Source organism: Runella sp. R0.1_18, from assembly GCF_057652155.1.
The window spans coordinates 263,918-287,703 of the sequence record NZ_JBYFCK010000004.1; the positions used below are offsets into that span (position 1 = coordinate 263,918).

Genomic DNA, 23,786 nt, shown 5'->3' on the forward strand with positions numbered 1-23,786 from the left:
ATGTTTGTCTCGGTCAGACGATAGTCAGACCGACTACAATACCCCCTTCAAAAACCCCGCCATCTTATCCATCAATTCTTTCTTGGCATACTCTGGGCTAGAATGGCCTGCGTTCGGAATAAACTCAATCTGGACGGGTTGGTTTTTGCTTTTATAAACACTCATCAGTTCAATTGATTGATTGATAGGTACTTGGATGTCTTGTTCGCCGTGTACAATAAAAAGAGGAGGAGCATCGGCGGTCACCTGATAAACGGGGCTGGCGAGTTTGGCTAAATCGGGGACTTGCTCGACAGGTTTGCCCAATAAAATAGCCAAGGCAGGCAAGCGTACGTTCAGTCCGTGCGGCGTGGACTGATTTAGAATGGTTAGGAAGTTGGTGGGGCCAAAGAAATCAATACAGGCTTGAACCGACGAAGAGGTGGAGGTGTATTTGCCCAGCGTTCCTTCGAGTGTCGGATGGTTGTTGGTCGTAGCAACTAATGCCGCCAAATGCCCGCCCGAAGAGGCGCCCCATACGATGATTTTATCGGCTTTATAGCCATACTGGGCGGCATTGGCCCTCAAAAAACGAATCGCGGCTTTGATGTCATGTACGGGCGCAGGAAACGCTTTCTCAGTACTCGCCCGAAAATCAATACTTGCCAGCGCATAACCGTGTTCCAACATCCCCAAAGGCGGGTTTTCTTTACTGCCCGAATGCCAAGCGCCACCGTGAATCCAAACAATTAGGTAGGGAGAAGGATGCTGCTTGAGTTTATAAATGTCCAGTTGAAGCTTTTTACCGTCGGCTTCGGCATACACGATGTTTTTGACTACGAGCGTGTCTTTCTGAGCCTGTGCCCAAAACGTAAGAAGGCAAACCCAAAGGGTTAAAAAAGACTTTGTCATTATTTGTGGTATGGGCATGAATTTTCAAAAATTATCACTTCCAAATAAGGTCAAAGATAAACAGTAATAACAAGGTTTTGTGAGCAGCAGCGCTACCATCGGCATATTAATTTCAAAATTTCTCAAATGGACTAAGGGGAGTTTTTAGAAAACTTGTCTCTGTTATATAAAGTGTCTAAGAATTTTTTATCCAAAACCCATAAAATGCAATCGACCTTACTGGATAGTGCGGGTGATGAAGCACCGAAACCGAATGTGCATTCATTGCTGAACGAAGGGGCTACCAACGAGGAATTGGCCAGTGAAAAACGGGAATGGAATGACAACGAACTGTTCATCCGACAGGCTTTTGTTGAAGATCCTTCCAAGGGCTGTGCGTTGTTGTTTCGTCGATACCACAAAATGCTCTGTAGTCATGCGGTTCGATTTGTGTATTCCAAAGACATCGCCGAAGACTTAGTGAGTGATGTGTTTTGTCGGTTTTGGAAAACCAAAGCCTACGAAACCGTCACGAGCTCGTATCGCCTTTATTTGTTCAGAAGTGTACGCAATGAGGCCCTTAACTACTTACGTTGGGAGTTCAAAGAAACCGAAAATATTGAGTTGGCAGAGTACCGCGAATCGCCTCGCGGTCAACAACCCGACCACGCCACGCAGTACGAAGAAGTTGTCAAAAAAGTGGAAGAACTCGTCAATACCTTACCGCCACAATGCCAAAAGGTATTTTTAATGAGCCGTTTTGAAGGGAAAAAATACCAAGAAATAGCCGACGAAATGGCCATTTCCCTCAAAACCGTCGAAGCACATTTAGGAAAGGCATTGAGTATCATGCGAAACGGACTCAAAAACCACCTGTGACTAAGGGGAGTTGGCCTATTTCTTATCTAAATAGTAACACACTATCTGAAACTAATGAAACGAGACATAAGCAAGGAGTTGATATTTAGCCATTTTGCCCATAAATCTTCGCCCTTACAACGAAAGATGATTGACGAATGGCTGCAAGACGAAGCCAACGAAGAACAGTATTTTGTGTGGCTGGAAGAGTGGGAAAATACCCATCCACAGTACTTGCCCAAAAGCGAGGCGGCCTTGGAAAATTACGAGGCGTTTTTGAAAGCCAATCCGCATTCTCAATTACCAGCTGAACTACCACCGTCAGAACCTGCAATTTCTTCCACCCGTCGCTATTGGTTTCGATGGTTAGCGGCGGCATCTGTTGTTTTGGCACTGGGCAGCGTGGGGTGGTTCTTGCGGGGTAGCTTTTTGTACCAGACCTACCAAACGTCGTTTGGTGAAACCAAGTCGGTACTGTTGCCAGATGGCAGTAAAGTAACCCTCAATGCTAATTCGTTGCTACGGTTCCCGCGTTTTGGTTTTGGGACAAAAAATCGGGAAGTTTTCTTGAAAGGGGAAGCGAGTTTTTCGGTGACGCATACGCCTGACCACCAAAAGTTTGTGGTCAAAACCAATAAGCAATTTGAGGTGGTGGTGTTAGGAACCGAATTTTCGGTCTATGCCCGTCAGCGGATTTCTAAGGTGGTATTGAGCAAAGGAAAAGTGCAGGTGCGGTACCAACAAGGCCGTACCCAAAGACAAATCATGCTTAAACCAGGTGATTTGGTGACACTCGACCGCCAAAATAATATGGATAAAAAGGCCGTGTCGCATCCCCAAAACTACGCCGCATGGGAGCAAAAACGATTTGTGTTTGAAGAAACGAGCTTGCAGGATGTTGCCTATCTGCTGCAAGAAAACTACGGATTGGAGGTCGAAATCAAAGACAAAGAGTTATCCGAGCGGGTCATTATGGGGTCGTTTCGAGCCGAGAATGTCGATCAGCTTTTACAATCCATTTCGGAGCTTTTGGATATTAGCGTAGTGAGGCAGGGAAATAGAGTGCAACTGTCTGATAAATAAGTGAAATAGGAGACTTTCCAAGTTTAAAAATCTATTGATTGTCAAAGGGATGAGCTTGAAACTTGGAAAGTCTATAGTGGTGTAACTGTTTAATTAACTAAACGAATTTAACTTATCGAGAATATGAAAAAACGATTATCTAATTCCTCTAAGTTTGGGCTTCTCCTCACTGTGATTTTACTGGGAAATCAGTTGGGACGAACGCAGACGTTTGCCAAAGCCCAAACAGTCATCAAAAAAAATAACGAAAGCGCGCGCATGACCGCACCACGTCCGCTCAAAGAGGCGCTCAGCGAGTTGATGAAAAAGTATCAGGTCGAGATTATGTTTGAGCGTGATGCGGTCGAAGGCTTAATCGTTCAAACAACCCCTGTCAATCAACAGTTGAAGCTGGAAAAAAACTTAGATAACCTGCTGCGACCGTTGGGGTTGAAGTACAAAAAAGTAAATAGTAATTCTTATTTGATTATTGGCGAGCGTAAAAAGCCTTCTAAATCGTCGAGTGGAGTTTCGGAGCGGTTTCCCGATGCAATCGTGCCTGGGCAAGAAGTCGAGAGGGAGGCCACGACCGAAGTACTGACGCCGTTTGAAACAAGGGCTGTGGCCGAGCAAGTACTCAAAGGTAAAGTAACTGACGCCGAAAAAGGGGAGGTATTACCAGGGGTCAGTGTTTTGATAAAAGGTACGAATAAAGGCACAACCACCAACGCCAATGGGGAGTATTCGCTCTCAATTCCTGACAATGACGCTGTTTTGGTGTTTAGTTTTGTCGGATACGAGCCGCAAGAAATTGCCATTGGTAATCAAACCCAGTTGAATGTAGTCCTCAAAGCCGACATCAAATCACTGAATGAAGTGGTTGTGGTAGGTTATGGTCAAGTCAAAAAGAGTGATTTGACGGGGTCAGTAGCGACAGTCGCCGTTGAAGAAATAAAAAAAGTAGCAGTTACCTCGCTCGACCAAGCCTTGCAAGGACGCGCAGCGGGGGTGCAAATTACCCAAAATTCAGGTTCGCCAGGGGGCTCTACCACCATCCGAATTCGCGGAGGAAATTCAATTCAAGGAGACAACGAACCGCTCTACGTTATTGATGGGATTCCGTTCAAAAACGATGGCGCGGGCAGCGGGTCTAGCTTTAACGTGTTGAGTACGCTCAATCCCAGCGATATAGAGTCGATGTCAGTTTTGAAAGATGCTTCTTCGACGGCCATTTATGGTTCTCGCGGAGCTAACGGTGTCGTGATTATTACCACCAAACGAGGCAAAGCAGGCAAGTCCACCATCAACCTTGAAAGCTATTATGGAGTGCAGGAAGTCCGTAAAAAATACGAGGTCTTAAACGGCCGTGAATACGCCCAGTTTGTCAATGATGCAAATACCAACGAAGGACGCGCTGCCGTTTATACCCCAGATCAAGTGAACGCTTTTGGCGAAGGTACCGACTGGCAAAATGAGATTTTTCGCTCGGCGCCCATTTCTAACTACCAGCTTTCGATGAGCGGGGGAGACGAACGAACCCAATACGCGCTTTCGGGCGGGTATTTCAAACAAAACGGTATTGTAACCAACTCCGATTTTGACCGTTATTCACTCCGACTTAACCTCGACCGAAAACTCACCGACCGCCTCAAAGTAGGAAACAGCCTAACTGTTAACCGTACTGTAACCAATCAGTCGCGTACGGACGGCGACTTAGGAAGCGCAGGCTTGGTGACGATTGCGGCTTTGCAGTTTCTGCCAATTTTGCCCGTTTATAACCCTGATGGAACCTACCTTATGACGCATCCAGCTCTGTCTTTTACGGCCGATAACCCCGCAGCGTTGGCCAGAGAAAGCAAAAACCGAAATACGGCCTTGCGTACGTTTGGGAATGTGTTTGGAGAATACCAAATCATGGAAGGGTTGAATCTGAAAGTGTTGTTGGGAGCAGATGCCATCATCCAAAAGCAAGATTCGTACCTGCCGCGTAGCGTAGCAAGTGGTTTGGCACAGGGTGGTGCAGCTTCTATTTTCAACGGACAATCCGTGACTTGGTTGAATGAAAATTTATTGACCTACACCAAATCATTTGGAGTTCATAACCTCAGCGCCTTGATAGGTTATACCCAACAAGCCAACCGTACTGAAAACAATACGGCGGCGTCTCGCAACTTTGTAAACGATAACCTCAACTCTGGTAATTTGGGCTCAGGTTCGGTGCCGTTGGTGCCTTCGTCGGGCATTGGTACGTGGGGATTACAGTCGTATTTAGCTAGGGTCAATTACGGATACAAAGACAAATACCTCTTTACAGCGTCTTTTCGGGCCGATGGTTCATCGCGCTTTGGAGCTAATAACAGATACGGCTATTTTCCTTCGGCCGCGTTGGCATGGCGGGTTTCGGAAGAAGATTTCCTGAAAAATGCGCGCGTAATCAGTGACTTGAAACTACGGGCTACTTATGGCTCTACAGGAAATCAGGACGGCATTGGCAATTATCCAGCGTATTCGTTGTTAGGTACGCAAAATTATATTTTCGGTAATGCTGTTTCAACGGGCATTGGGCCTTCCCAAATCGCCAACCCCGATTTATCGTGGGAAACTACAACCCAAGCGGATATAGGTGTTGATGTTGGTTTCTTCAACAACCGCATCACGCTTGTGGCTGATTTGTATCTCAAACGTACCAAAGATTTATTGCTCAATGTGACAGTGCCAAGTACATCGGGTTATTCGAGTGCCATTAAGAACCTTGGAAAAGTAGAGAATAAAGGGATAGAATTTAGCCTCTCGTCGCGCAATATCGACAAGGCGTTTAAGTGGAATACTGACTTTAATTTTGCTTCTAATCGCAATACAGTTTTGGACATTGGTGGTGCGCCTCAAATTTTTGCTGGCCAAGTGGCTAACATTGCCCAAAACGTTAACTCTGGAATCATTCGAGTGGGCGAACCGCTGGGGTCGTTTTATGGATATGTTACCAATGGGTTGTATCAAACGACAGATGAATTGACGGCACTGAGCGATCCACAAGCTAGAAAACCAGGCGACCGTAAGTACGCCGATTTGAACGGTGATAAGAAAATTGATGACAATGACCGAACGATTATTGGCCGTGCTCAACCCAAATTTTTGGGAGGTATCAGCAATTCGTTTTCTTACAAAGGCTTTGAGTTGACGCTATTTTTGCAAGGGGTGTATGGAAATAACATTCTGAATGCCAATCGTTTTGAATTAGAGTATTTGAACGGAACCAACAACCAAAATCGAGATATGCTGAACCGTTGGACTCCTACCAATACCAATACGGATATTCCAAGGGCTTCAACCACACGGCCTGCCAACCGTATTTCGTCGCGTCAAATTGAAGATGGCTCTTATTTACGGTTGAAAAATGCCCAGTTAGCCTATAACCTGCCCGCTTCCGTGATAAAAGCACTCAATATCCAGTCGTTTCGGGTATATGTGACTGCCCAAAATTATTTGACTTGGACCAAGTACTCAGGCTATGACCCCGAGGTGAATCGCTTCGGACAAGATAGTCGCAGTCAAGGGTTTGATTACAGTAGCTACCCTGCCGCCAAGACGTTGTTATTGGGCATCAATGTTGGTTTTTAATTCATTAAACTCATGAACAAAATGAACGCAAAACATATACTTACGGGCCTTTGCCTGACATTTACTTTGGCTGCCTGCGATGTGTTGGACCAAACGCCAGAGTCGAATTTTACCCCTGAAAATTTTTACCGAAATGCCGATGATGCAAAAGCCGCAGTAAGTTCGGTCTATGACTTGATGAATACGGCTGAGATGTACAACCAAATCGTGTGGATTTTGCAGGACCAAGCAACCGACGACTCTGAATGGGGCGGTGGGCGCTCAACGGCTAACCAAGCCAAAAACGATTTAGATAAATACACTTTTACGCCAGCAACGAGCACATTTCAATCATTTTGGACGGCTACCTACCGTGCCATCAATCGGGCTAATACGGTCATAACCCGTGTACCGACGGTGGCGATGGACAGTGATTTGAAAAATCGTATGGTGGCCGAAGCCAAGTTTATGCGTGGGTTTTACTATTTCAATTTGGTACGTCTGTTTGGAGGAGTGCCGCTAGTGACCAAAGAAACCACTTCGCTCAACGATTTGGCCGTAGCACGCGCTTCGGTCGATGAGGTATATCAACAAATTATCCAAGACTTTACAGAAGCGGAGGCTATTTTGCCAACTACTTACGCAGCAGGCGACCGTGGCCGTGCTACAAAAGGGGCCGCAAAGGCATTTTTGGCCAAAGTCTATTTGACCCGTCAAGAATGGCCCAAGGCATCGGCCAAGGCCAAAGAAGTGATGGACATGGGGGTGTATGACCTTTGGGCTAACTATGCCGACGTGTTTGCGATTGCGAACAAAAACGGGAAAGAAGCCATTTTTGAAGTACAAGCGCTGGGTGGTGGAGTTGGAGAAGGGAGCTTTATGCAAGGTTACATGCGTCCGAATTTTGACCGTGTCAATGGAGTTTCAGGGTTTGGAGATGATCCCGTGACGGAGAATTTGTACCGTTCCTACCGCGCTGATGATAAACGACGAAACATTAATTTGAGACTTTATACGTCCACAGGGACTCCCGCAGCGCCAGCTAGTGTGGCCTTTCCTTGTTATGTTTACAAATACTTAGACCCAGCAGCGACTGCCAACGGCGAGGGAAGCAATAACTTCCCTGTGCTGCGGTATGCCGATGTAGTTTTGATGTATGCCGAAGCCCTCAATGAGCAGACGGCGGCTTCTGCCGAAGCCTACGCTAACGTCAATCGGATTCGTAGTCGTGCGGGGATTCCTAACTTGACGCCTAACCTTACTCAGGCACAATTCAGAGACAGTTTGCTGTTGGAAAGACGCTTAGAATTGGCCTTTGAGGGACATCGGTGGTTTGACTTAGCCAGAAGGAAAAAATTGGTGGAGGCTATGAAAATCCAGAATCCAACCATCAAGGTGGAGGAGCGGCACTATTTATATCCTATTCCGCAAACAGAGAGAGATACAAACCCCAAGCTAGACCAAAATCCTGGTTATTAGCATTCTGAACATTAAAATAGCGAGTTATCCTCCTTTCTCCGATTAAAGACCCTCATCATGAAAAGATACAGTATTGTTTTTATTCTGATTTCGTTTTGCTTTTTCCTCCCAAGCTACACGTTTGTAAAAACAAAACCCACCAAAACCTACCAGGCCGATGTCATCATTTATGGTGGGACATCTTCGGCGGTTACGGCAGCGGTGCAGGTGGTAAAAATGGGTAAAACCGCGATTGTTGTTTCGCCCGATAAACACCTTGGCGGGTTATCATCAGGCGGGTTAGGGTTTACTGATACGGGCAATAAACAAGTCATTGGAGGGCTCTCGCGGGAGTTTTATCACCGTTTGTATGAGCACTACCAAAAGTCGGACTCGTGGCAATGGCAAAAAAAGGAGGAGTATGGCAACAAAGGCCAAGGAACACCCGCGTTGGATGGCGCTAACCGCACCATGTGGATTTTTGAACCCCACGCTGCCGAACAAGTTTTTGAAGACTTTGTCAAAGAAAACAAATTGGTGATTTATCGTAATGAATGGCTCGACCGCTCGACCAAGGGGGTTACTAAAAAGGCGGGAAAAATTACTTCGATTCGGACTTTGAGCGGCAATGTTTATGAGGGGAAAATGTTTATTGATGCCACCTACGAAGGCGATTTGATGGCGGCTGCGGGCGTGAGTTACCACGTGGGGCGTGAGGCCAACAGCGTGTATGGCGAAAAATGGAACGGAGTACAGGTCGGAGTTTTTCAGCACGGCCATTACTTCAAAAAACCAGTAAGTCCGTACAAAGTTGAGAACGACCCAAAAAGCGGACTCTTGCCCGAAATCTCCGCCGAACAACCAGGTGAAAATGGGTCGGGGGATAAAAAACTACAAGCGTATTGTTTCCGAATGTGCCTGAGCAACCACCCCGACAACCGCGTTTTTTTTACGAAACCCGAAGGCTATAATCCCGACCGCTACGAGTTGGTAGCGCGGGTGTTTGCAACGGGTTGGCGCGAGACGTTCGATAAGTATGACCCCATTCCGAACCGTAAAACGGACACCAACAACCACGGGCCTTTTAGTACCGACTACATTGGCAAAAATTACGACTATCCTGAAGCCAGCTATGAGCGTCGCAAGGCCATCATCAAAGACCATGAGTTGTACCAAAAAGGCTTAATGTATTTTTTGCAAAATGACCCTCGCGTTCCTGCCGACGTGCAAGAAAAGATGAAACAATGGGGCTTGCCAAAAGATGAATTTAAGGACAACGGCGGCTGGCCGCATCAATTGTATATTCGCGAAGCACGCCGTATGAAGGGTGTTTTTGTGATGACTGAGGCCGATGCTTTGGGGAAAACCAACGTTCCGCAACCCATCGGAATGGGGTCTTATTCGCTTGATTCCCACAATGCCCAGCGTTTTGTTACAAAAGAAGGCTACGTGCAAAACGAAGGAGACATCGGCGTTCATCCCGATAAGCCGTATTCGATTGCCTATGGTGCTATTTTACCAAAAGAAACCGAATGTGCTAACCTCTTAGTCCCTGTGTGTGTATCAAGCTCGCACATTGCGTATGGTTCTATCCGCATGGAGCCTGTATTTATGATATTGGGTCAGTCGGCGGCGGCAGCGGCGGTCTTGGCTATCGAAAACAACGTTTCCCCACAAAAACTACCGTATGAGAAGCTTCGTCAAATACTTGAGAAGGAGAACCAGCGTTTAGATTGGGAAACAAGCCAAGGGAAATGAAAAGTAAAAACGTACAGGATGATTTGAGCCGTGTCAAAGCATCTTTTGACGAATATCAAAAAACGCAGCACCAAAAGGTAGTGCTCTACAGGACATTTGCTAAAAACCCACTTTATTTCTGGAAGTGGCGTAGCTATCTCTGGGATGAGAAGTATGAATATCCTTACAAAGAACTACCTCTTGGGGTGCGGTTTTAGAACATTCAAGGTTACTGATTTACACTAAAAGCTACTTCCATGTTTTCCCACAGCAGCGAAACCTTGCCTTTGGAAGAAATGGTGTAAAGCAGTTTTTCGTTGAATTGCGACGATTTTTTAGGTTGGACACTCACGCGCAACGCATCCTGTTTTTCGTCGTACTTAAAAGCTCCCCATTGAGCCGCTACTTTGTTGAAAATGAGCGTCCATTTCCCTTCGCTAGGAATGACAAAGAAACCGTATTTACCCGCAGGTAAGGTAACTCCTTCGATGGTAACGTCTTTGTCGATTTCAAATGTAGTAGCCTCGTTGGCACCTGCCCGCCACACTTGTCCGTAAGGCACCAATTCCCCCCATACTTTGCGGCCTTTGACCGAAGGTTGACCGTAATTGAGACTAATCGTAATTCCGCCTACTTCCCGAGACACTTGAGCGGGCGGGCTAGGGCGAGTGCCTTTGTCTTGGGCAAGGGTGTTGAAACCAAGAAAATAAACCAAAGTAAAGGCAAAGAATGTCAGGCTGTTTTTTAGGTACGATTGCATAGCTTACAATAGATTTGAATGGTTAATAAAAATGACTGCGACAAAATTGCGGAACCCTTCAAAAACAACCCGTTCAAAAGCAGTTCAAATTGGTGCAAGTTGATTCAAGGAAAACTGGGGAGAACTTTGTGGGAAACTCAAGTAGATTTTAGTCAAAAAACGGTTTATACTACTGACCAAAAAGAAACATTTCTGCTCGGAAAGCGGAACGTTTTCCTCGACTATTAACCGTTGACTATACCGAATGATTCAGATTAACTCCACCCTTACACCTTCTGATTTATCAGCTAAGCTAAACGATTTCTGGGCGCTTTCGGCGCAAAAAATCAGCTCAATCGCCGACCACTACGATGTCGCCAAAGGCTCTCCCGTCTTTACCGTAAAAGGCCAATACACCACGCGTGGCTGGACCGAATGGACGCAAGGCTTCCAGTTTGGGTCGGCTATTTTGCAGTTTGACGCTACGGGCGACGAAGCGTTTTTGGACTATGGTCGCAAAAATACGCTCTCGGTCATGGCTCCTCACGTGAGCCACATCGGCGTACACGACCACGGATTCAACAACGTCAGTACTTACGGCAACTTGCTGCGATTGATGCACGAAGGCAAAATTCCGTTTAATGAGTGGGAGAAAAATTTTTACGAATTGGCGCTGAAAATCTCAGGAGCCGTGCAAGCAAGCCGCTGGACGACCATTAAAGGCCGCGATGGCAGTCCGAGTGGCGGGTTTATTCACTCATTCAATGGACCTCATTCGTTGTTTGTCGATACCATTCGCTCGTGCCGTGCCTTGGTGGTAAGTCATCAATTGGGGCACGTATTTCAAGGCGAAAACGACGTTAAAATAAACCTCCTTGAACGCGCATTACAACACATCAAAGCTACGGCCGATTATGCGGTGTATTACGGTGAAGGGCGCGATTCGTACGATATATGGGGCCGAACGGCGCACGAAAGCGTTTTTAATACCAAAGATGGAAACTACCGTTGCCCTAATTCTCAACAAGGTTACACAGGATTCAGTACTTGGACGCGTGGCTTGGCTTGGGCGATGTGTGGTTTTCCTGAGCAGTTGGAAGCCCTCACCCATATTTCGGATGAGGCATTGGAGCCGTTGGGAGGGCGCGCTTCTATCGAAGCCACGATGCTCAAAGCTGCCCGCGCTACTTGCGACTTTTTTATCGAACATACCCCTACCGATGGAGTGCCCTATTGGGATACAGGTGCGCCGAATTTACACAAATTAGGCAACTACCTCGACCGTCCTGCCGAGCCTATCAATGACCACGAGCCCGTCGATAGTTCTGCGGCGGCCATCGGCGCACAGGGGTTGTTACGTTTGGGTAAATATTTGATGGATAGAGGAGGCGCCGAAGGCGAGGTTTACTGGCAAACAGGGTTAACCGTGATGAACACATTGTTGCAAACGCCTTATCTAAGTACCGACGCTGCGCACCAAGGACTATTGCTACATTCGATTTACCACCGTCCAAACGGTTGGGACTACGTACCAGAAGGCAGTAAAATTCCGTACGGGGAGTCGAGTATGTGGGGCGATTATCACATTCGTGAAGCGGCATTGTATTTACAGCGCATTATCAACAATGAGCCGTACTACGCCTTTTTAAACTGTGTAAAGCCCTAAGGTCAGACGGCAGTCAGACCTCAGGCGAGCACAAGCGATAAAGAGTTCTGTCTGACTATCGTCTGACAGGTTAGACGGCAGTCAGACCTCAGGCGAGCGTAAGCGATAAAGAGTCCTGTCAGACTATCGTCCTAAGGTCAGACGGCAGTCAGACCTCAGGCGATCACAAGCGATAAAGAGTCCTGTCTGACTATCGTCCTAAGGTCAGACGGCAGTCAAACCTCAGACGAGCGTAAGCGATAAAGAGTCCTGTCTGACTATCGTCCTAAGGTCAGACGGCAGTCAGACCTCAGACGAGCGTAAGCGATAAAGAGTTCTGTCTGACTATCGTCTGACAGGTTAGACGATAGTCAGACCTCAGACGAGCACAAGCGATAAAGAGTCCTGTCTGACTATCGTCTGACAGGTTAGACGATAGTCAGACCTTAGACGAGCACAAGCGATAAAGAGTTCTGTCTGACTATCGTCCTAAGGTCAGACGGTAGTCAGACCTCAGACGAGCGTAAGCGATAAAGAGTTTCTGTCTGACTATCGTCTGACAGGTTAGACGGCAGTCAGACCCCAGACGAGCAGAAGCGATAAAGAGTCCTGTCTGACTATCGTCTGACAGTTAATCCAGCAATCACGAACAATAAATCTCCCATGAGCAGCGGAAAATATAAACCCAAATATACCCGAGTCGCCCAGTTAAAAACAGCGGCTGATTTAAAGAGACATTTAGAAACTAGCCAAGTTGATTTGGCGTTTGATGAAACCCTATTACCCCCTTCCGAAAGCCCTTTTGGGAAGAAAATAGTTCTCAAATCAGGGAAAACGATTGGCAATAGCCTGTGTATTTTACCCATGGAAGGCTGGGATGGAACCCTTGACGGAAAACCTTCTGAATTTACGAAAAATCGTTGGGTGAAGTTTGCCGTCAGTGGCGCCAAATTGCTGTTTGGCTGCGAAGCCGTAGCGGTGTGCCATGAGGGTAAAGCCAATCCTAATCAGTTGGTGATGAACGAAGCAAATTTTGAGGAGTTTGTTCAATTACGTCAATTGATTTTGGACAAACACCGTGAGAAATTTGACACAACCGACGACCTAGTGATTGGCCTGCAACTCACGCACTCGGGGCGTTTTTGCAAACCCAATAACCACAAAAAATTTGAATCAAAGATTTTGTATTCGCATCCATTCTTGAATAAAAAATTTGGTATGGAAGCCGACCATCCCGTATTGACGGACGATGAAGTCGATGAAATCATTGACATGTACGTAAAAGCGGCGGTGTTGGCTCAAAAAGCGGGTTATGATTTTGTGGATATAAAGCATTGCCACGGCTACTTGGGGCATGAGTTTTTAAGCGCCATCGACCGCGACGGAAAGTATGGAGGTAGTTTTGAAAACCGCACTCGCTACTTACGTAGCATTGTAGCGGGCATCAAAGAGGCTGCGCCAGGGCTAGAAATGGGGATTCGTTTGAGCGCGTTTGATTTTATTCCGTTCAAAAAAGGAACAAATGACCAAGGCGAACCTGAGCAAATGGAGGTGTATCCGTACGCATTTGGCGGGCAAAAAGACGGTCTTTCCATTGATTTAGAAGAACCCAAAGCCTTCTTGAGACTGGCGCAAGAGCTTGGTATTCAGTTGATATGCGTAACGGGAGGGAGCCCTTATTACACGCCGCACCTTACACGCCCCGCGTTGTTTCCGCCTTCGGATGGCTACCTGCCTCCAGAAGAGCCGTTTACGGGAGTGAAACGCCAAATTGACGTAACGGCAGGACTGAAAGCCGAATTTCCTGAATTGGTAATTATTGGTTCGGGGTACTCGTATTTGCAAGAATGGTTGCCAAATGTCGCGCAGTATGTGCTTCGTAATGGTATGGCTGATAGCGTAGGTTTTGGGCGGATGGTGCTTTCGTACCCTTCGATGCCCGACGATATGTTGCAAGGAAAAAGCCTAACGCGCAACCTCATTTGCCGTACTTTTTCCGACTGCACCACGGCCCCGCGCCACGGCTTGATTTCGGGATGTTTTCCTCTTGATCCATATTACAAAAAACGCCCCGAAGCCGAGGAGCTAAAAACGATTAAAGAGGGGTTGTAGGAGAAAGGAACGGAGTGCCAAAAAAGCTAAAATGATAAATTAAAACAAAAGTTCGCATTTTGCGAACTTTTGTTTTAATTTTGCAATAGATGAGAATACACGCCTTAAAGACATTAAAACAGTTTTGGGAAAAATACCCTGATTCAGAACCTAATTTACGGCATTGGTATGGCAAGGTAGAAGGAAGCGTTTATAAAACACCCCAACAAGTAGTTGCGGATTTCAAAAATGCAGATTTTGTGGGGAATGAAAGAATAGTTTTTAACATAGCACGAAATAAATACAGGCTGATTGTAGCCTTTAACTACGAATTTCAGTTGTGTTTTGTGAAATTTATTGGTACACACACAGAATATGATAAAATAGATGCTAAAACGATAGATTTTAACTCATGGAAACAATAAAACTTATTAAGAGTGAAGAGGATTACGAGAACGCATTGAAACAATTAGAAACAATTTTTCATGCAAAACCTAATACTCCCGAAGGCGATTTATTAGAAGTGATATCATTATTAATTCATGAATACGAACAAAAGCATTATAAGATTACACCTCTTACACCATTAGAGGCATTGAAATACGAAATGGAAGAACAAGGGTTGTCCCAGTCTAGTTTAGCTAAGCGAATGGGAATAAGTAAAAGTACAATTTCTGAGGTACTTAGTGGTCGAAAACAAATGAGTACTAATTTCTTGAAATTTTTACATAATGAACTAGGGATTCCAGCACACATTTTATTGGCCTATTAAGAAATGAAAAAAACAGCGTTTGTGACGGGCGGAAGCCGTGGAATAGGTTTGGGGATTGCGGAGCATTTAGCCCAAAAAGGATTTGATTTGGCGATCAATGGAGTACGCCATGAAGCAGCGGTCAGCGATGTCTTGGAACATCTGCGAACGTTGGGTGCCGAGGTCATCTATTGCCAGGGAGATATTGCTTCGGCGGAGGCGCGTGCTAGTATGTTGGCCAAAATAAAAAGCCATTTTAGCCAACTCAATGTATTGGTCAACAATGCGGGAGTTGCCCCAAAAGTTCGGGCTGATATTTTGGAAGCCACCGAAGAAAGCTTTGATTATGTGCTCAATACCAACCTAAAAGGAACGTATTTTTTGACGCAGGCCGTGGCCAATTGGATGGTGGAACAAAAGCAGTCAAACACTGATTTTGAAGGGAGCATCATTACCATATCGTCAATTTCGGCAACAGTAGCGTCGGTCAATCGTGGTGAGTACTGTGTAGCGAAGGCAGGTTTGGGGATGATGACACAGCTGTTTGCGGCTCGATTGGGAGAGATGGGCATACCTGTCTATGAGGTACGCCCAGGAGTTATCAAAACCGATATGACGTCGGGCGTGGCGGCCAAATACGATAAACTTATCGCAGAGGGGCTTATTGTGCAGCCTCGCTGGGGGTATCCCGACGACATAGGCAAAGCCGTGGCGGCCATTGCCGAGGGGGCATTTCCTTACTCAACAGGGCAAGTATTTGTCATCGACGGAGGGCTGACCTTGGCACGGTTGTAAAAGCCTTGTTAATATTGGTATTCGTAAAATACTTTCGTGCCATCGCTTCGTTGAATGGTCATTCGAGATATATGTCCGTTGGCATCAAATGTATAAGAAAAGTCGAGGGTAAGGGTGCCAGATGAGGCGCCTGAGGCCGCGTTAATGGTTATTTTTTTGACCAAATTGGCGCTGTATTGACCCAAAAAATCACCCCGCATAGAAAAATGAGGCGTAATCCAGCTACTTATTTCCTGACGAATGGTGTTAGGCGTATCGGTATATTCGTAGGTGGCATTGGTGGCTAACCCTTGGTGATTTAGGCCACTCCACGACAGTAAATTCCCCTTACCGTTGTACTCAAATTTGGTGAGTTTGGTATCATTAGCCATACTGACCAAAAAGCCATTTTTGTAGAAATAGCGGGTATTAACTTCCCGTTTAGGTGTGGTAGCGGAGTTCCCTTTTGAACTTTCTGCCAGTCCCTCAGCACTCAACTGAAACGTTGTTACTTCTCCATTCATTTTACTAGAAGCCGTTTTAGAGGTACGATTGGTCGTTGCCTGAAAAATCGTGTCTTTGTCGGTAGTGATATAAAGCAGTTCATTGGTGGCGCTGTACCTAAAGGAATAAGTGCCAATAAATAGCTGGTCGATAGCCACTTTGACAGAGGTTGGTTGCGCATTGGTTACCACAAGAGGAGTAATGTCGGGATGAGCTTTTGCGTAGCGTTCGGCTTGCTCCGTTAAGGTAGGCTCTACGGGTTTTTGCGGTTCGGGTTCTGTTTCAGAACTGATTTGGTGACAGGAAAAACTTCCTAGTGCCACAACCAAAGCAATGAGTAAAAATGGTGCTTTCATAGAAGTAAAGATAGAAACGTTTTGGATGTCTGTTTCTAACTAAAACGCTCTATGAAAGCGAGTTGATATATGAATATTGGTTTTTTTGGGCTAACTTTTTTCCAGCTTCGGATGACCTAAGCACGCCACCAATTACTTCTATACATTCAGGTTGAACGCATTAAAATATAGACTTTAACCTGCTACCCATTTGACATGAGTTATTTTTAATAGTAAATAGCTATTTTGAGTATTGTGGTTTTGAAAGCCCTAAGTATTTGTCCAAAAATAGACTTTCCAAGTTTGAAATTATTGAGCTTTAAACCTGGAAAGTCTAAAATAATTTTGCTTAGTTGTCTAAGATGAATGAAAAAATCAATCAGGGAGGTTGTAGTACTTTTTGACGGCATTGTAGTCTGAAAAATCAATATCAGGCAAGCCAATACGGCCATTGATGAGGTTATTGGCAGGGATGATAATAACTTTTGTCATGCTTACGGAAGAAACGTATGTACCCGATTGTCGCCTAATCTGAAAACTACGGCTGGACGGGTATAAAATGTATCTAAAATCGTCTCCTGCAATCATGCCAGGGATTGGATATAAATTGTTTGGATCATTGCTTGTTCGAATATATACCAATATCGCACTTGAATTGAGGATATCCGTGGTGATTGCTGACGGAAAAGTAAATGATTTATATTCTGTGGCATTAAATGTTTGATTAAAAGTGACTTGTGTTACGTTGGCGTTGCCATTCTGCCCAGCAGGGCCTTGTGGACCTGCTACACCTTGCGGCCCCGCAGGCCCCTGTGGGCCAGGTTCACCGCTAGTAGGTGTACAGGCAATTGATAAAAATAAAAGAGAGGCACTGAGAAGTACTACGGAAAAAGAATGTACTGCTTTCATGAGATGAGAATAATTACTTTTAAACTGTTTCTATTTCGGTAAATCCTGTGTTGATTTTAGGGCAAATACGGCAGGCATCCGCCCCGTCTTGCATAAACCAACGGCAGCTGTCTCGGATACTACAAGCTGGTAATGTAAATTGGCTAAGTGGCTCAACGTGTGCTAATTGACGGGCAATGTCGAGTACCATACAATGATGCCCCGACCAATTGGCGCACCCTTTGGCAGCGCACGGACTGGCAAACCGAAAGCGTTGGCCTAAGTCGCGGCCTTGCGAGGCAGTTTCGATGAAGGTTTCGTCTATCTCTATACGTTGAGAGAGCAAGTTCACTTCTCCATTCTGCTGTACTACGCCTAGTAGTACCGCGCCAGCCTTTGGCTCGGCACTGGGACAAGTGGCTTTTTGGTCGGGTTTCATGTTGTCAAGGCATTTGAAGTTGGTTTAATTGGAAAGTTTGTGCAATGTCAGGCCGTGTTATTTGGCTTAGTATGGAGGCTTCAATCCGCTGATTGTTTCGTAGTCGCAACAATTTTTTCCCAAACCACCATTTTCTGTTTCGTAGTAAATTTGGTTGTGGATTAGGGTCGCCGTTGGGGTCTGGATGTGGTGTAAACTCATACACATCTTTCAAAAAGCCACTATCTAACTTCGCCAAAAACTGCATGGTTGCTTGCTGAATGGCTTTTTCGAGCTCTTTGGCTTGTGGCTCTGTTAGGTCTATTCCTCCCAAATTGACCTCGAAGGTGGGTGACAGCACCATTGGTTGTTCTTTCATTGTAGTAAGAGTTTAAAGGGTGGAAAAAATTATTTGATTAAAATATTGAGAAACTCGCCTCGGCTGAGTTCGTGGGGATAGTTGGAAGAGCTACTGGTACTGGCATATTTGAGTTCTTTAAAATTGCCCGATACCATGTTGTAGGCTTTGTCGTAGGCAGTGATTTGAATCGAGCCACTTTCAGGGGAGAGTTTCCAATAGTTTGAACTTTCTTTGGATGTCATCAAGTAGCCCGTTCAGAAATATTTACAAAGAGACTTTGAAAGTTGCGAAGTGAACACATTATTAAGATTGTTTAGCAGAGTGTCCACATGGCACATAACGAAGTAGGGTCGGTGGGGTCGGCAGCTATCGAGCCGTGCCCCCAAGCGTGGTCGTTGAAAGGGTCTGCTCCCGAACGGCTTGCCCACATCGCGCCAACGTAGATGTTGGGACCATTTGGCGCGCCATATCCATTTGTAGCAGGCTGAACTTCTTGGGCGGTTCTGAACCAAGCGTTGATAATCGTTTGTCCTTGTTTGGCATACTGGGCTACTCGACGCCCTTCTTCGGTGTTATCGAACGTAATACCACCGTAACCCATCAAGATGTGCATTCCGTCAAAAACTCCATCCCATCTATCAAGGACATTACCACCCCCTGCATACAATAATTCATCTTGAAGTGGACCACAAGCAGCGATAATGGCCCATTCCAAATCGTTTTGCCCCCACAAGTCGCCAGGGTTCTCGGGAGCATTGCCCACTTCTGTAAAATCTAAGCTGCCATCGTCGGGATTGGCCAGTGTCCAGCCATTCATGTTGGCATGGCCAGTATAAAACACAAAATCTGTAGCATCTATCCAAGTGTCGTCGTTGCGGCGCCAGTCAGATTCCCAAGCGTTGGCATCGCCCCAATTGAAGTTGATACGCCAACCGTCAGCACGCCATTCGTCCACGAAGCCTTGAGCATTGGCTTGGCTTCCACTCAATCCCCCAGACACACCAATCCACGAAGTACCAGCTTCCCATCTTTGAGAAGTGCTCAAACTTTGTGCTTGATAATTGCGCCGTAGTTTGTCTTTTTCTTTCAGGTCATTAAGCAGTCCTGACCGTAAGTTCCTCTTTTTCTGAGGTAAATGTTTGGGCTGTTTGGGGCCAAACTCAGTAGCTGGTATGATGATGTTGCGAAGATTTATCTTTTCTTTTCCTATTTTGGCCGTGGCCTTAACAACATAGACTGGATACAAATATTCTTGTTTGTCAAATACATGCCCAGCATGATACGCTAAGTAGGTTTCAAAAGATTCGATAGAGAGAGTGTTAGTAAGTTCTTTAAAAGTTTTTTTGATTCTTTCCTCTTCAATCATTTTTACTTCAAACGACTCAGCTACCGCAATCCCTGCTCCCGAAAAGCTCGTCATCAAGCCTTTATCGCCCAGCGTAACAGCGAAGTCGCCGCGCCCACCTATAATGGGCAGTCCATTTACCAAAATAGGAAAAACAACCTTTCTATCTAATTGAAAATCGGTACGTTGTTTTTTTTCAGATTGAGCAAAAAAAGTCCCGCCCAACTGAGGTTTACCATATTCAAAGGGTTTTGCGAGTTTTGGTAGTAGTTTTTTCTGTTCAATGAACTGTTTGGCTGCTTTGAGAGCGTCTTTTTCGCTAAGAAGTTGTGGGCGGATTTTGGGGTTTAAGTATTGGGTAATATCAGAAGCCCAGATGTCAAGACCAGCATTAGCACTCTCGACATTAAATTGAGAATTGTTAAGGGTATGTTTACCCTCTGATTTTGAAATTTGGAAGTCGTCGCCAAACTCAAAAAGTTTTTGAGCAGCGCTTATTGTGTGCGAAAATTCAGTTTCGGCATGTGCGAGCCTAAAAACTGGTAAGACATCTGACATAACGGTTTTTATTTAAAAGGTGAAAAAATTGAATAATAAATAACTATTCTACTGCTTTGCCCCAGTAAAACTAAAATTTAGGAAAGGGCTTGAAGTGGTGAGGCGATAGCTGCCCGTAATGTTAAGCGTTTGACCATTGACCGTAACGCGCCCACTATAACTTATACCGTTGCGGTTTCCACTAACCGCTCCATCATTATAAAACCCCGTTCCTGTCAAGACCAACTGATACGTAGGAGAGGTAATGCCTACCGACGACACGTACAAGCGATTATCCAAAGTTGAGGTAGTCACATTAGCACGGGCATTCTGTATGATGGCCGTGTTGTCTTGCATGGTGCCTACATAGGTCCCCGCCGCATTGGCGAGAGGGTCAGGGTCCTTTTTCTTGAATAAATTGCATGAACTAAGCCCAAAGCAGATAGTGAAAAATAATATTGGAGAAATCGTTTTCATGTGTTTTTTGCTTATGTTCTTTTAGTCGTACCCAAGAACGCGGAGGGAAACAATTCTTTCCATTTTTTTTAAAAAGAAGAAACCGACGACGGCCGTAGCGATAATCGGTGCAAGACAAATTCGGCAAAACCTCGTTCGTAGCGGCTGTACCCGTTTGTTCGTTGAGAGGCAAATGCCAAAATCTTTACTTCGGCAAAAGATGATTTTCTTTCGCCCGTTCGACGAAAAATTTCTAGGGTGTCTCGGTGGTTTTGGGCATCTACGTGAAGTTGTACCCCAAAAGAATCGCCCGAAGGCAATGTTTGTGGCAAAGTGTAGAAAGTACTGTCATCGAGCAAACGTACTTTTACCCAAACAGAATAGCGTGATTTTTTTGGTAAATAATCGTGTAGCGCAATTTTGTAGCTTTCTCCCACAATAAGGTCAGAAAGGCGCAGTTGATAAGCGTTGATGTCGTCCGACTGATAGGTCGATTGCGCATGGCTTGCCAAGGAACAAATGCTAAAAACAGTGATAAGTAGGGGCTTCATGATTGAAAAGTGGTTTTCAATCAGTTAGTCGAAGCAAAGTAAATTCAGGGAAACAAACTTATTTCTGTTTCCGCCACCACCAAACTCCACCCAAAACTCCCAGCCCCAATAACCCTAAACCCAAAACAATAAACTGTAAACCGTCCATTACCAAAGGGGCAGTGTCGCCGACCAATATCATGCCAGCCCATTGCGATGGCAGCGCATCGGCGGCTCCGCCTTTTTCTAACCAGTCGAGTTTGGCTTTTTGGAGGGCCTCGTCTTTGGGGAGGCCTTGGTCTAGGTAGTGGTAAAACAGTTTGGTGAGTTCGTAGGTCGGTTGATCTTCTACGCTCCACAGCGTGGTGATGGTACTCGGAATACCCAATGCGGCAAAACCTCGGGCCAAACTAAATACGCCTTCGCCGCGCTGGTTTTGACCCACGCCCGTTTTACAGGCCGAAAGCACCAACAATTGCGCAGCAAAGCGGTCGGCTTGCGTAAGTTCTGACAGACGTAGTGCGGCATCGTGGAAGTACACGCGTGGCTCGACGGCATCGGTGCTATCGGCATCAGCGTGGGTAAAAAGCTGAATGACTCGGGCGTTAGGGGCATCTTGCATAAACTGCGCTTTGGTAGCCTCTGTACTTTTTCGCAATTTCCCCCACCAAAAATTTTTGCCCACTTCTTCCAAAGCTGCTACCGAACCTTTAAGCGATGGTTGACGAAGCGACGGCTGAAACGTCTCAGGAGCAAAACCCACGAAGCTATGGGTAAAATTCCCCCGTTGGGGGGTAGGGGGCTTTAAATACTTAGCCGAATACGTGTAGCTAATGGCGTGGTGTTTGAGCAGAAAATCGTTTTGATTTGGCTGGACAAGCAAGGTTTCAAAGGGTAAAAACACGCCATCTTGCGAGATAATCACCCGAGGGGCTGTAATGCCCAGTGGCTTCCACAACAGCGTATAAAGCCGATGAGCCAGCGCACGATACTGCGGATAATGAGCGTTGAGGCGGGAGCGGTCGGCACAAAGCGAAAGAAACTCGTTGGCAAGTGTTTGGTATTGGGCAGGATGAAGTGAAAGCCGAACAAGGCGCGCTTTTTTATCCAAGCAAAAGGCATAAATGGCACTATCGCCAACGAAATAAGAAATAAACGCCCGCTCTCCCTGCGAAGCGCCCATTCCAAGGGATGATTGTTGAAATTCGTCGGTTGTAACCGTGCTGTTGTCGTATTTGTAGCGGTAATAGGCGGGATTTGTCGATTCGAGCTGTTTACGAAAGGCTTCAAAATCGTCGTTAAATTGCTCCAAACGTCGTTGAATAGCCCCTCTTTTAGCATCGTTGGCAGGCAGACTAGCGAGTTGGTTTTGCAAATTGGCAATGCTGTCGCGGAGGGAGCGTTGGCGTTTGGTGCTGGTTTCGGTGAGTTGCTGATTAGCTCCTAGTTCATTCAATTTATCGGCGAGCAAAACAGCTTTTGATTTTTCAAAAAAACGAAACGCAGCTTCGGTATCGCCCGCTAAATAACTGGCTTCGATGGCGCGCTCGTACATGCCTCGCGTTTTTTGCCGCCAAAACAGCTTTGACCCTTCTCCTACGTGTTCGTAACGCATAAAATCAATCATGCTGTCGGCGAGGGCATAGGTTTTGAGGGCGTTAGTTAGATGGCTTTTGATTTTGGTCGCTTTGTAGTAGTCAAGCCACGTGTCGGCTTTGTCTTGGATAAGGGAGTAGCAATATCTTTTTTGTGCGGAGATTTGGATTGTTTTAGCCGCAGGCAGGTCTGATATATTTGTTGGTTGAAAAGAAGAACTGAGCATAGAAAGCCCTTTTTGGAATTGTGAAAGAGCTGTTGGGTAGTCTTTTAATCGGACGTATGTTTTTCCTATGTGATTATACAAATTACTTTTATTAAACAGACTGTTGTCAATTTGAATGGCTTCATTGTAATATTCAATCGCTTTTGGATAATTTTTTGTGTCGTAATAATACAAGCCGATGGCATTAGGGAAATCAGATAAGTTTTGAGGTTTTTTCTTCGCTATTTCATACGCAAGCAGTAGCTCTTTAAGACCACTTTTAGGGTCATTCAGTTTTTCAAGTAGCCCGCCTAAAAGACGATGTTGAATAGCTTGAGAATAGATTTGTTCGGGATATTTATGAATGATTTTTAGTGACTTTTGTAAAATAGTAACGGCTTCGTTTAACTTCCCTAATTCTTCTAATGCCTGGGCTTTTTGGTGTAGAATTTTTGAAAGTGTAATTTCATCCTTATCCTCCAAGGCCATTTGCTCTCCTATGTTACTATGGTAAATGGCCTGCTCATAGTCACCTTGGGTAAAATGAACAAAAATTAGGTATAAATGAGCGTTGCTCACCCATTTTCGAGCGCTTTTAAGTTGTGCTCCTGTTTTTGTAGCGTTATCCAAAGCTTCTATGGCGAGTTGCCATTGGCCTGCTGCATTGTAATAAACCCCTAATCTATAGTAGGTTTTAGGTAAATCTGCTAAACGAAGATTTGGTTGTTTTTTCGTGTTTAAGACGATAGCCTGCTTAGAAATAGTTATTGCCTGCGAAATCTCTTTTTTGTAATAGTAAACCAAGGCCAACTCTTGAAGGGCGTCAGTATAAGTAGAGTCTAGTGGGTATTGACATTTTTTCCATTTTTGAAACCACTTTTCTAATTGAGGTTGTTGAGCTATTTCTGGTTGTATACCACTGATTTTTTGTAAATTACCCCATAAAACAGCATAAGAGGGACATTGTGCCCCTCCTGTATTTGCTAAAATGATGGAAAACAGAAATATAATAACTCTTTTGTTCATACA

The 23,786-nt window shown here is 45.4% G+C and carries 22 protein-coding genes; 11 read left to right on the top strand and 11 right to left on the bottom strand.

Translation table 11 applies throughout. The annotated features are described in order from the left end of the window. Positions 1–33 precede the first annotated feature (33 nt). On the bottom strand, positions 34–891 hold the full coding sequence (locus tag AC23P2_RS08950) for an alpha/beta hydrolase fold domain-containing protein (protein ID WP_487772876.1): 858 nt from the start codon (positions 889–891) through the stop codon (positions 34–36). A 204-nt stretch (positions 892–1,095) separates the two neighbouring features. On the opposite strand from AC23P2_RS08950, the gene AC23P2_RS08955 reads away from it, so the two are divergent. From AC23P2_RS08955 to AC23P2_RS08980, 6 genes are all read left to right on the top strand, one after another. Continuing rightward, entirely contained in the window at positions 1,096–1,749 is a 654-nt protein-coding gene (locus AC23P2_RS08955; RefSeq protein WP_487772877.1) for an RNA polymerase sigma-70 factor, read from the top strand. 54 nt (positions 1,750–1,803) lie between these two features. Next, positions 1,804–2,811, top strand: a complete 1,008-nt coding sequence (locus tag AC23P2_RS08960; protein ID WP_487772878.1) for a FecR family protein — start codon at positions 1,804–1,806, stop codon at positions 2,809–2,811. 123 nt (positions 2,812–2,934) lie between these two features. Next, positions 2,935–6,408: a SusC/RagA family TonB-linked outer membrane protein gene (locus AC23P2_RS08965; protein ID WP_487772879.1), complete on the top strand. Its 3,474-nt coding sequence runs from the start codon at positions 2,935–2,937 to the stop codon at positions 6,406–6,408. 21 nt (positions 6,409–6,429) lie between these two features. Next, a complete protein-coding gene (locus AC23P2_RS08970; RefSeq protein WP_487772880.1) occupies positions 6,430–7,866 on the top strand; it encodes a RagB/SusD family nutrient uptake outer membrane protein in 1,437 nt (478 codons plus the stop codon). Positions 7,867–7,923: 57 nt separating this feature from the next. Then, on the top strand, positions 7,924–9,603 hold the full coding sequence (locus AC23P2_RS08975) for an FAD-dependent oxidoreductase (protein ID WP_487772881.1): 1,680 nt from the start codon (positions 7,924–7,926) through the stop codon (positions 9,601–9,603). Further along, positions 9,600–9,800 carry a hypothetical protein gene (locus AC23P2_RS08980; protein ID WP_487772882.1) on the top strand — a complete coding sequence of 67 codons (201 nt, stop codon included), beginning with the start codon at positions 9,600–9,602 and terminating at the stop codon, positions 9,798–9,800. Before AC23P2_RS08975 ends, AC23P2_RS08980 begins: the two co-directional genes overlap by 4 nt. An 11-nt stretch (positions 9,801–9,811) precedes the next feature. On the opposite strand, the gene AC23P2_RS08985 is transcribed toward AC23P2_RS08980, so the two are convergent. After that, positions 9,812–10,342, bottom strand: a complete 531-nt coding sequence (locus tag AC23P2_RS08985; RefSeq protein ID WP_487772883.1) for a DUF2911 domain-containing protein — start codon at positions 10,340–10,342, stop codon at positions 9,812–9,814. 244 nt (positions 10,343–10,586) lie between these two features. On the opposite strand from AC23P2_RS08985, the gene AC23P2_RS08990 reads away from it, so the two are divergent. From AC23P2_RS08990 to AC23P2_RS09010, 5 genes are all read left to right on the top strand, one after another. Next, on the top strand, positions 10,587–11,987 hold the full coding sequence (locus AC23P2_RS08990) for a glycosyl hydrolase (protein WP_487772884.1): 1,401 nt from the start codon (positions 10,587–10,589) through the stop codon (positions 11,985–11,987). Positions 11,988–12,629: 642 nt separating this feature from the next. Continuing rightward, entirely contained in the window at positions 12,630–14,078 is a 1,449-nt protein-coding gene (locus AC23P2_RS08995; RefSeq protein WP_487772885.1) for an oxidoreductase, read from the top strand. Positions 14,079–14,167: 89 nt separating this feature from the next. Beyond that, a complete protein-coding gene (locus AC23P2_RS09000) occupies positions 14,168–14,482 on the top strand; it encodes a type II toxin-antitoxin system HigB family toxin (protein WP_487772886.1) in 315 nt (104 codons plus the stop codon). Further along, positions 14,470–14,829 carry a helix-turn-helix domain-containing protein gene (locus tag AC23P2_RS09005; protein WP_487772887.1) on the top strand — a complete coding sequence of 120 codons (360 nt, stop codon included), beginning with the start codon at positions 14,470–14,472 and terminating at the stop codon, positions 14,827–14,829. The genes AC23P2_RS09000 and AC23P2_RS09005 overlap by 13 nt, the downstream gene beginning before the upstream one ends. A 3-nt stretch (positions 14,830–14,832) precedes the next feature. Then, a complete protein-coding gene (locus AC23P2_RS09010; RefSeq protein ID WP_487772888.1) occupies positions 14,833–15,603 on the top strand; it encodes a 3-ketoacyl-ACP reductase in 771 nt (256 codons plus the stop codon). 8 nt (positions 15,604–15,611) lie between these two features. Here the strand turns inward: AC23P2_RS09010 and AC23P2_RS09015 are convergent, their stop codons facing one another. From AC23P2_RS09015 to AC23P2_RS09055, 9 genes are all read right to left on the bottom strand, one after another. Then, entirely contained in the window at positions 15,612–16,442 is an 831-nt protein-coding gene (locus AC23P2_RS09015) for a hypothetical protein (RefSeq protein ID WP_487772889.1), read from the bottom strand. Positions 16,443–16,796: 354 nt separating this feature from the next. Next, positions 16,797–17,330 (bottom strand): collagen-like triple helix repeat-containing protein, encoded by a 534-nt coding sequence (locus AC23P2_RS09020; protein ID WP_487772890.1) that lies wholly within the window; start codon positions 17,328–17,330, stop codon positions 16,797–16,799. A gap of 19 nt (positions 17,331–17,349) precedes the next feature. Continuing rightward, positions 17,350–17,748: a hypothetical protein gene (locus tag AC23P2_RS09025; RefSeq protein WP_487772891.1), complete on the bottom strand. Its 399-nt coding sequence runs from the start codon at positions 17,746–17,748 to the stop codon at positions 17,350–17,352. A 4-nt stretch (positions 17,749–17,752) separates the two neighbouring features. Further along, on the bottom strand, positions 17,753–18,106 hold the full coding sequence (locus AC23P2_RS09030) for a hypothetical protein (RefSeq protein ID WP_487772892.1): 354 nt from the start codon (positions 18,104–18,106) through the stop codon (positions 17,753–17,755). A 29-nt stretch (positions 18,107–18,135) separates the two neighbouring features. After that, positions 18,136–18,330, bottom strand: coding sequence for a hypothetical protein (locus tag AC23P2_RS09035; RefSeq protein ID WP_487772893.1), 195 nt, complete (start codon positions 18,328–18,330; stop codon positions 18,136–18,138). A 71-nt stretch (positions 18,331–18,401) separates the two neighbouring features. Further along, a complete protein-coding gene (locus AC23P2_RS09040) occupies positions 18,402–19,991 on the bottom strand; it encodes a DUF6345 domain-containing protein (protein WP_487772894.1) in 1,590 nt (529 codons plus the stop codon). Between the two features lie 48 nt (positions 19,992–20,039). Continuing rightward, positions 20,040–20,447: a hypothetical protein gene (locus AC23P2_RS09045; RefSeq protein WP_487772895.1), complete on the bottom strand. Its 408-nt coding sequence runs from the start codon at positions 20,445–20,447 to the stop codon at positions 20,040–20,042. Between the two features lie 68 nt (positions 20,448–20,515). Further along, entirely contained in the window at positions 20,516–20,977 is a 462-nt protein-coding gene (locus AC23P2_RS09050; RefSeq protein ID WP_487772896.1) for a hypothetical protein, read from the bottom strand. Between the two features lie 58 nt (positions 20,978–21,035). Further along, entirely contained in the window at positions 21,036–23,783 is a 2,748-nt protein-coding gene (locus tag AC23P2_RS09055; RefSeq protein ID WP_487772897.1) for a CHAT domain-containing protein, read from the bottom strand. Positions 23,784–23,786 lie beyond the last annotated feature (3 nt).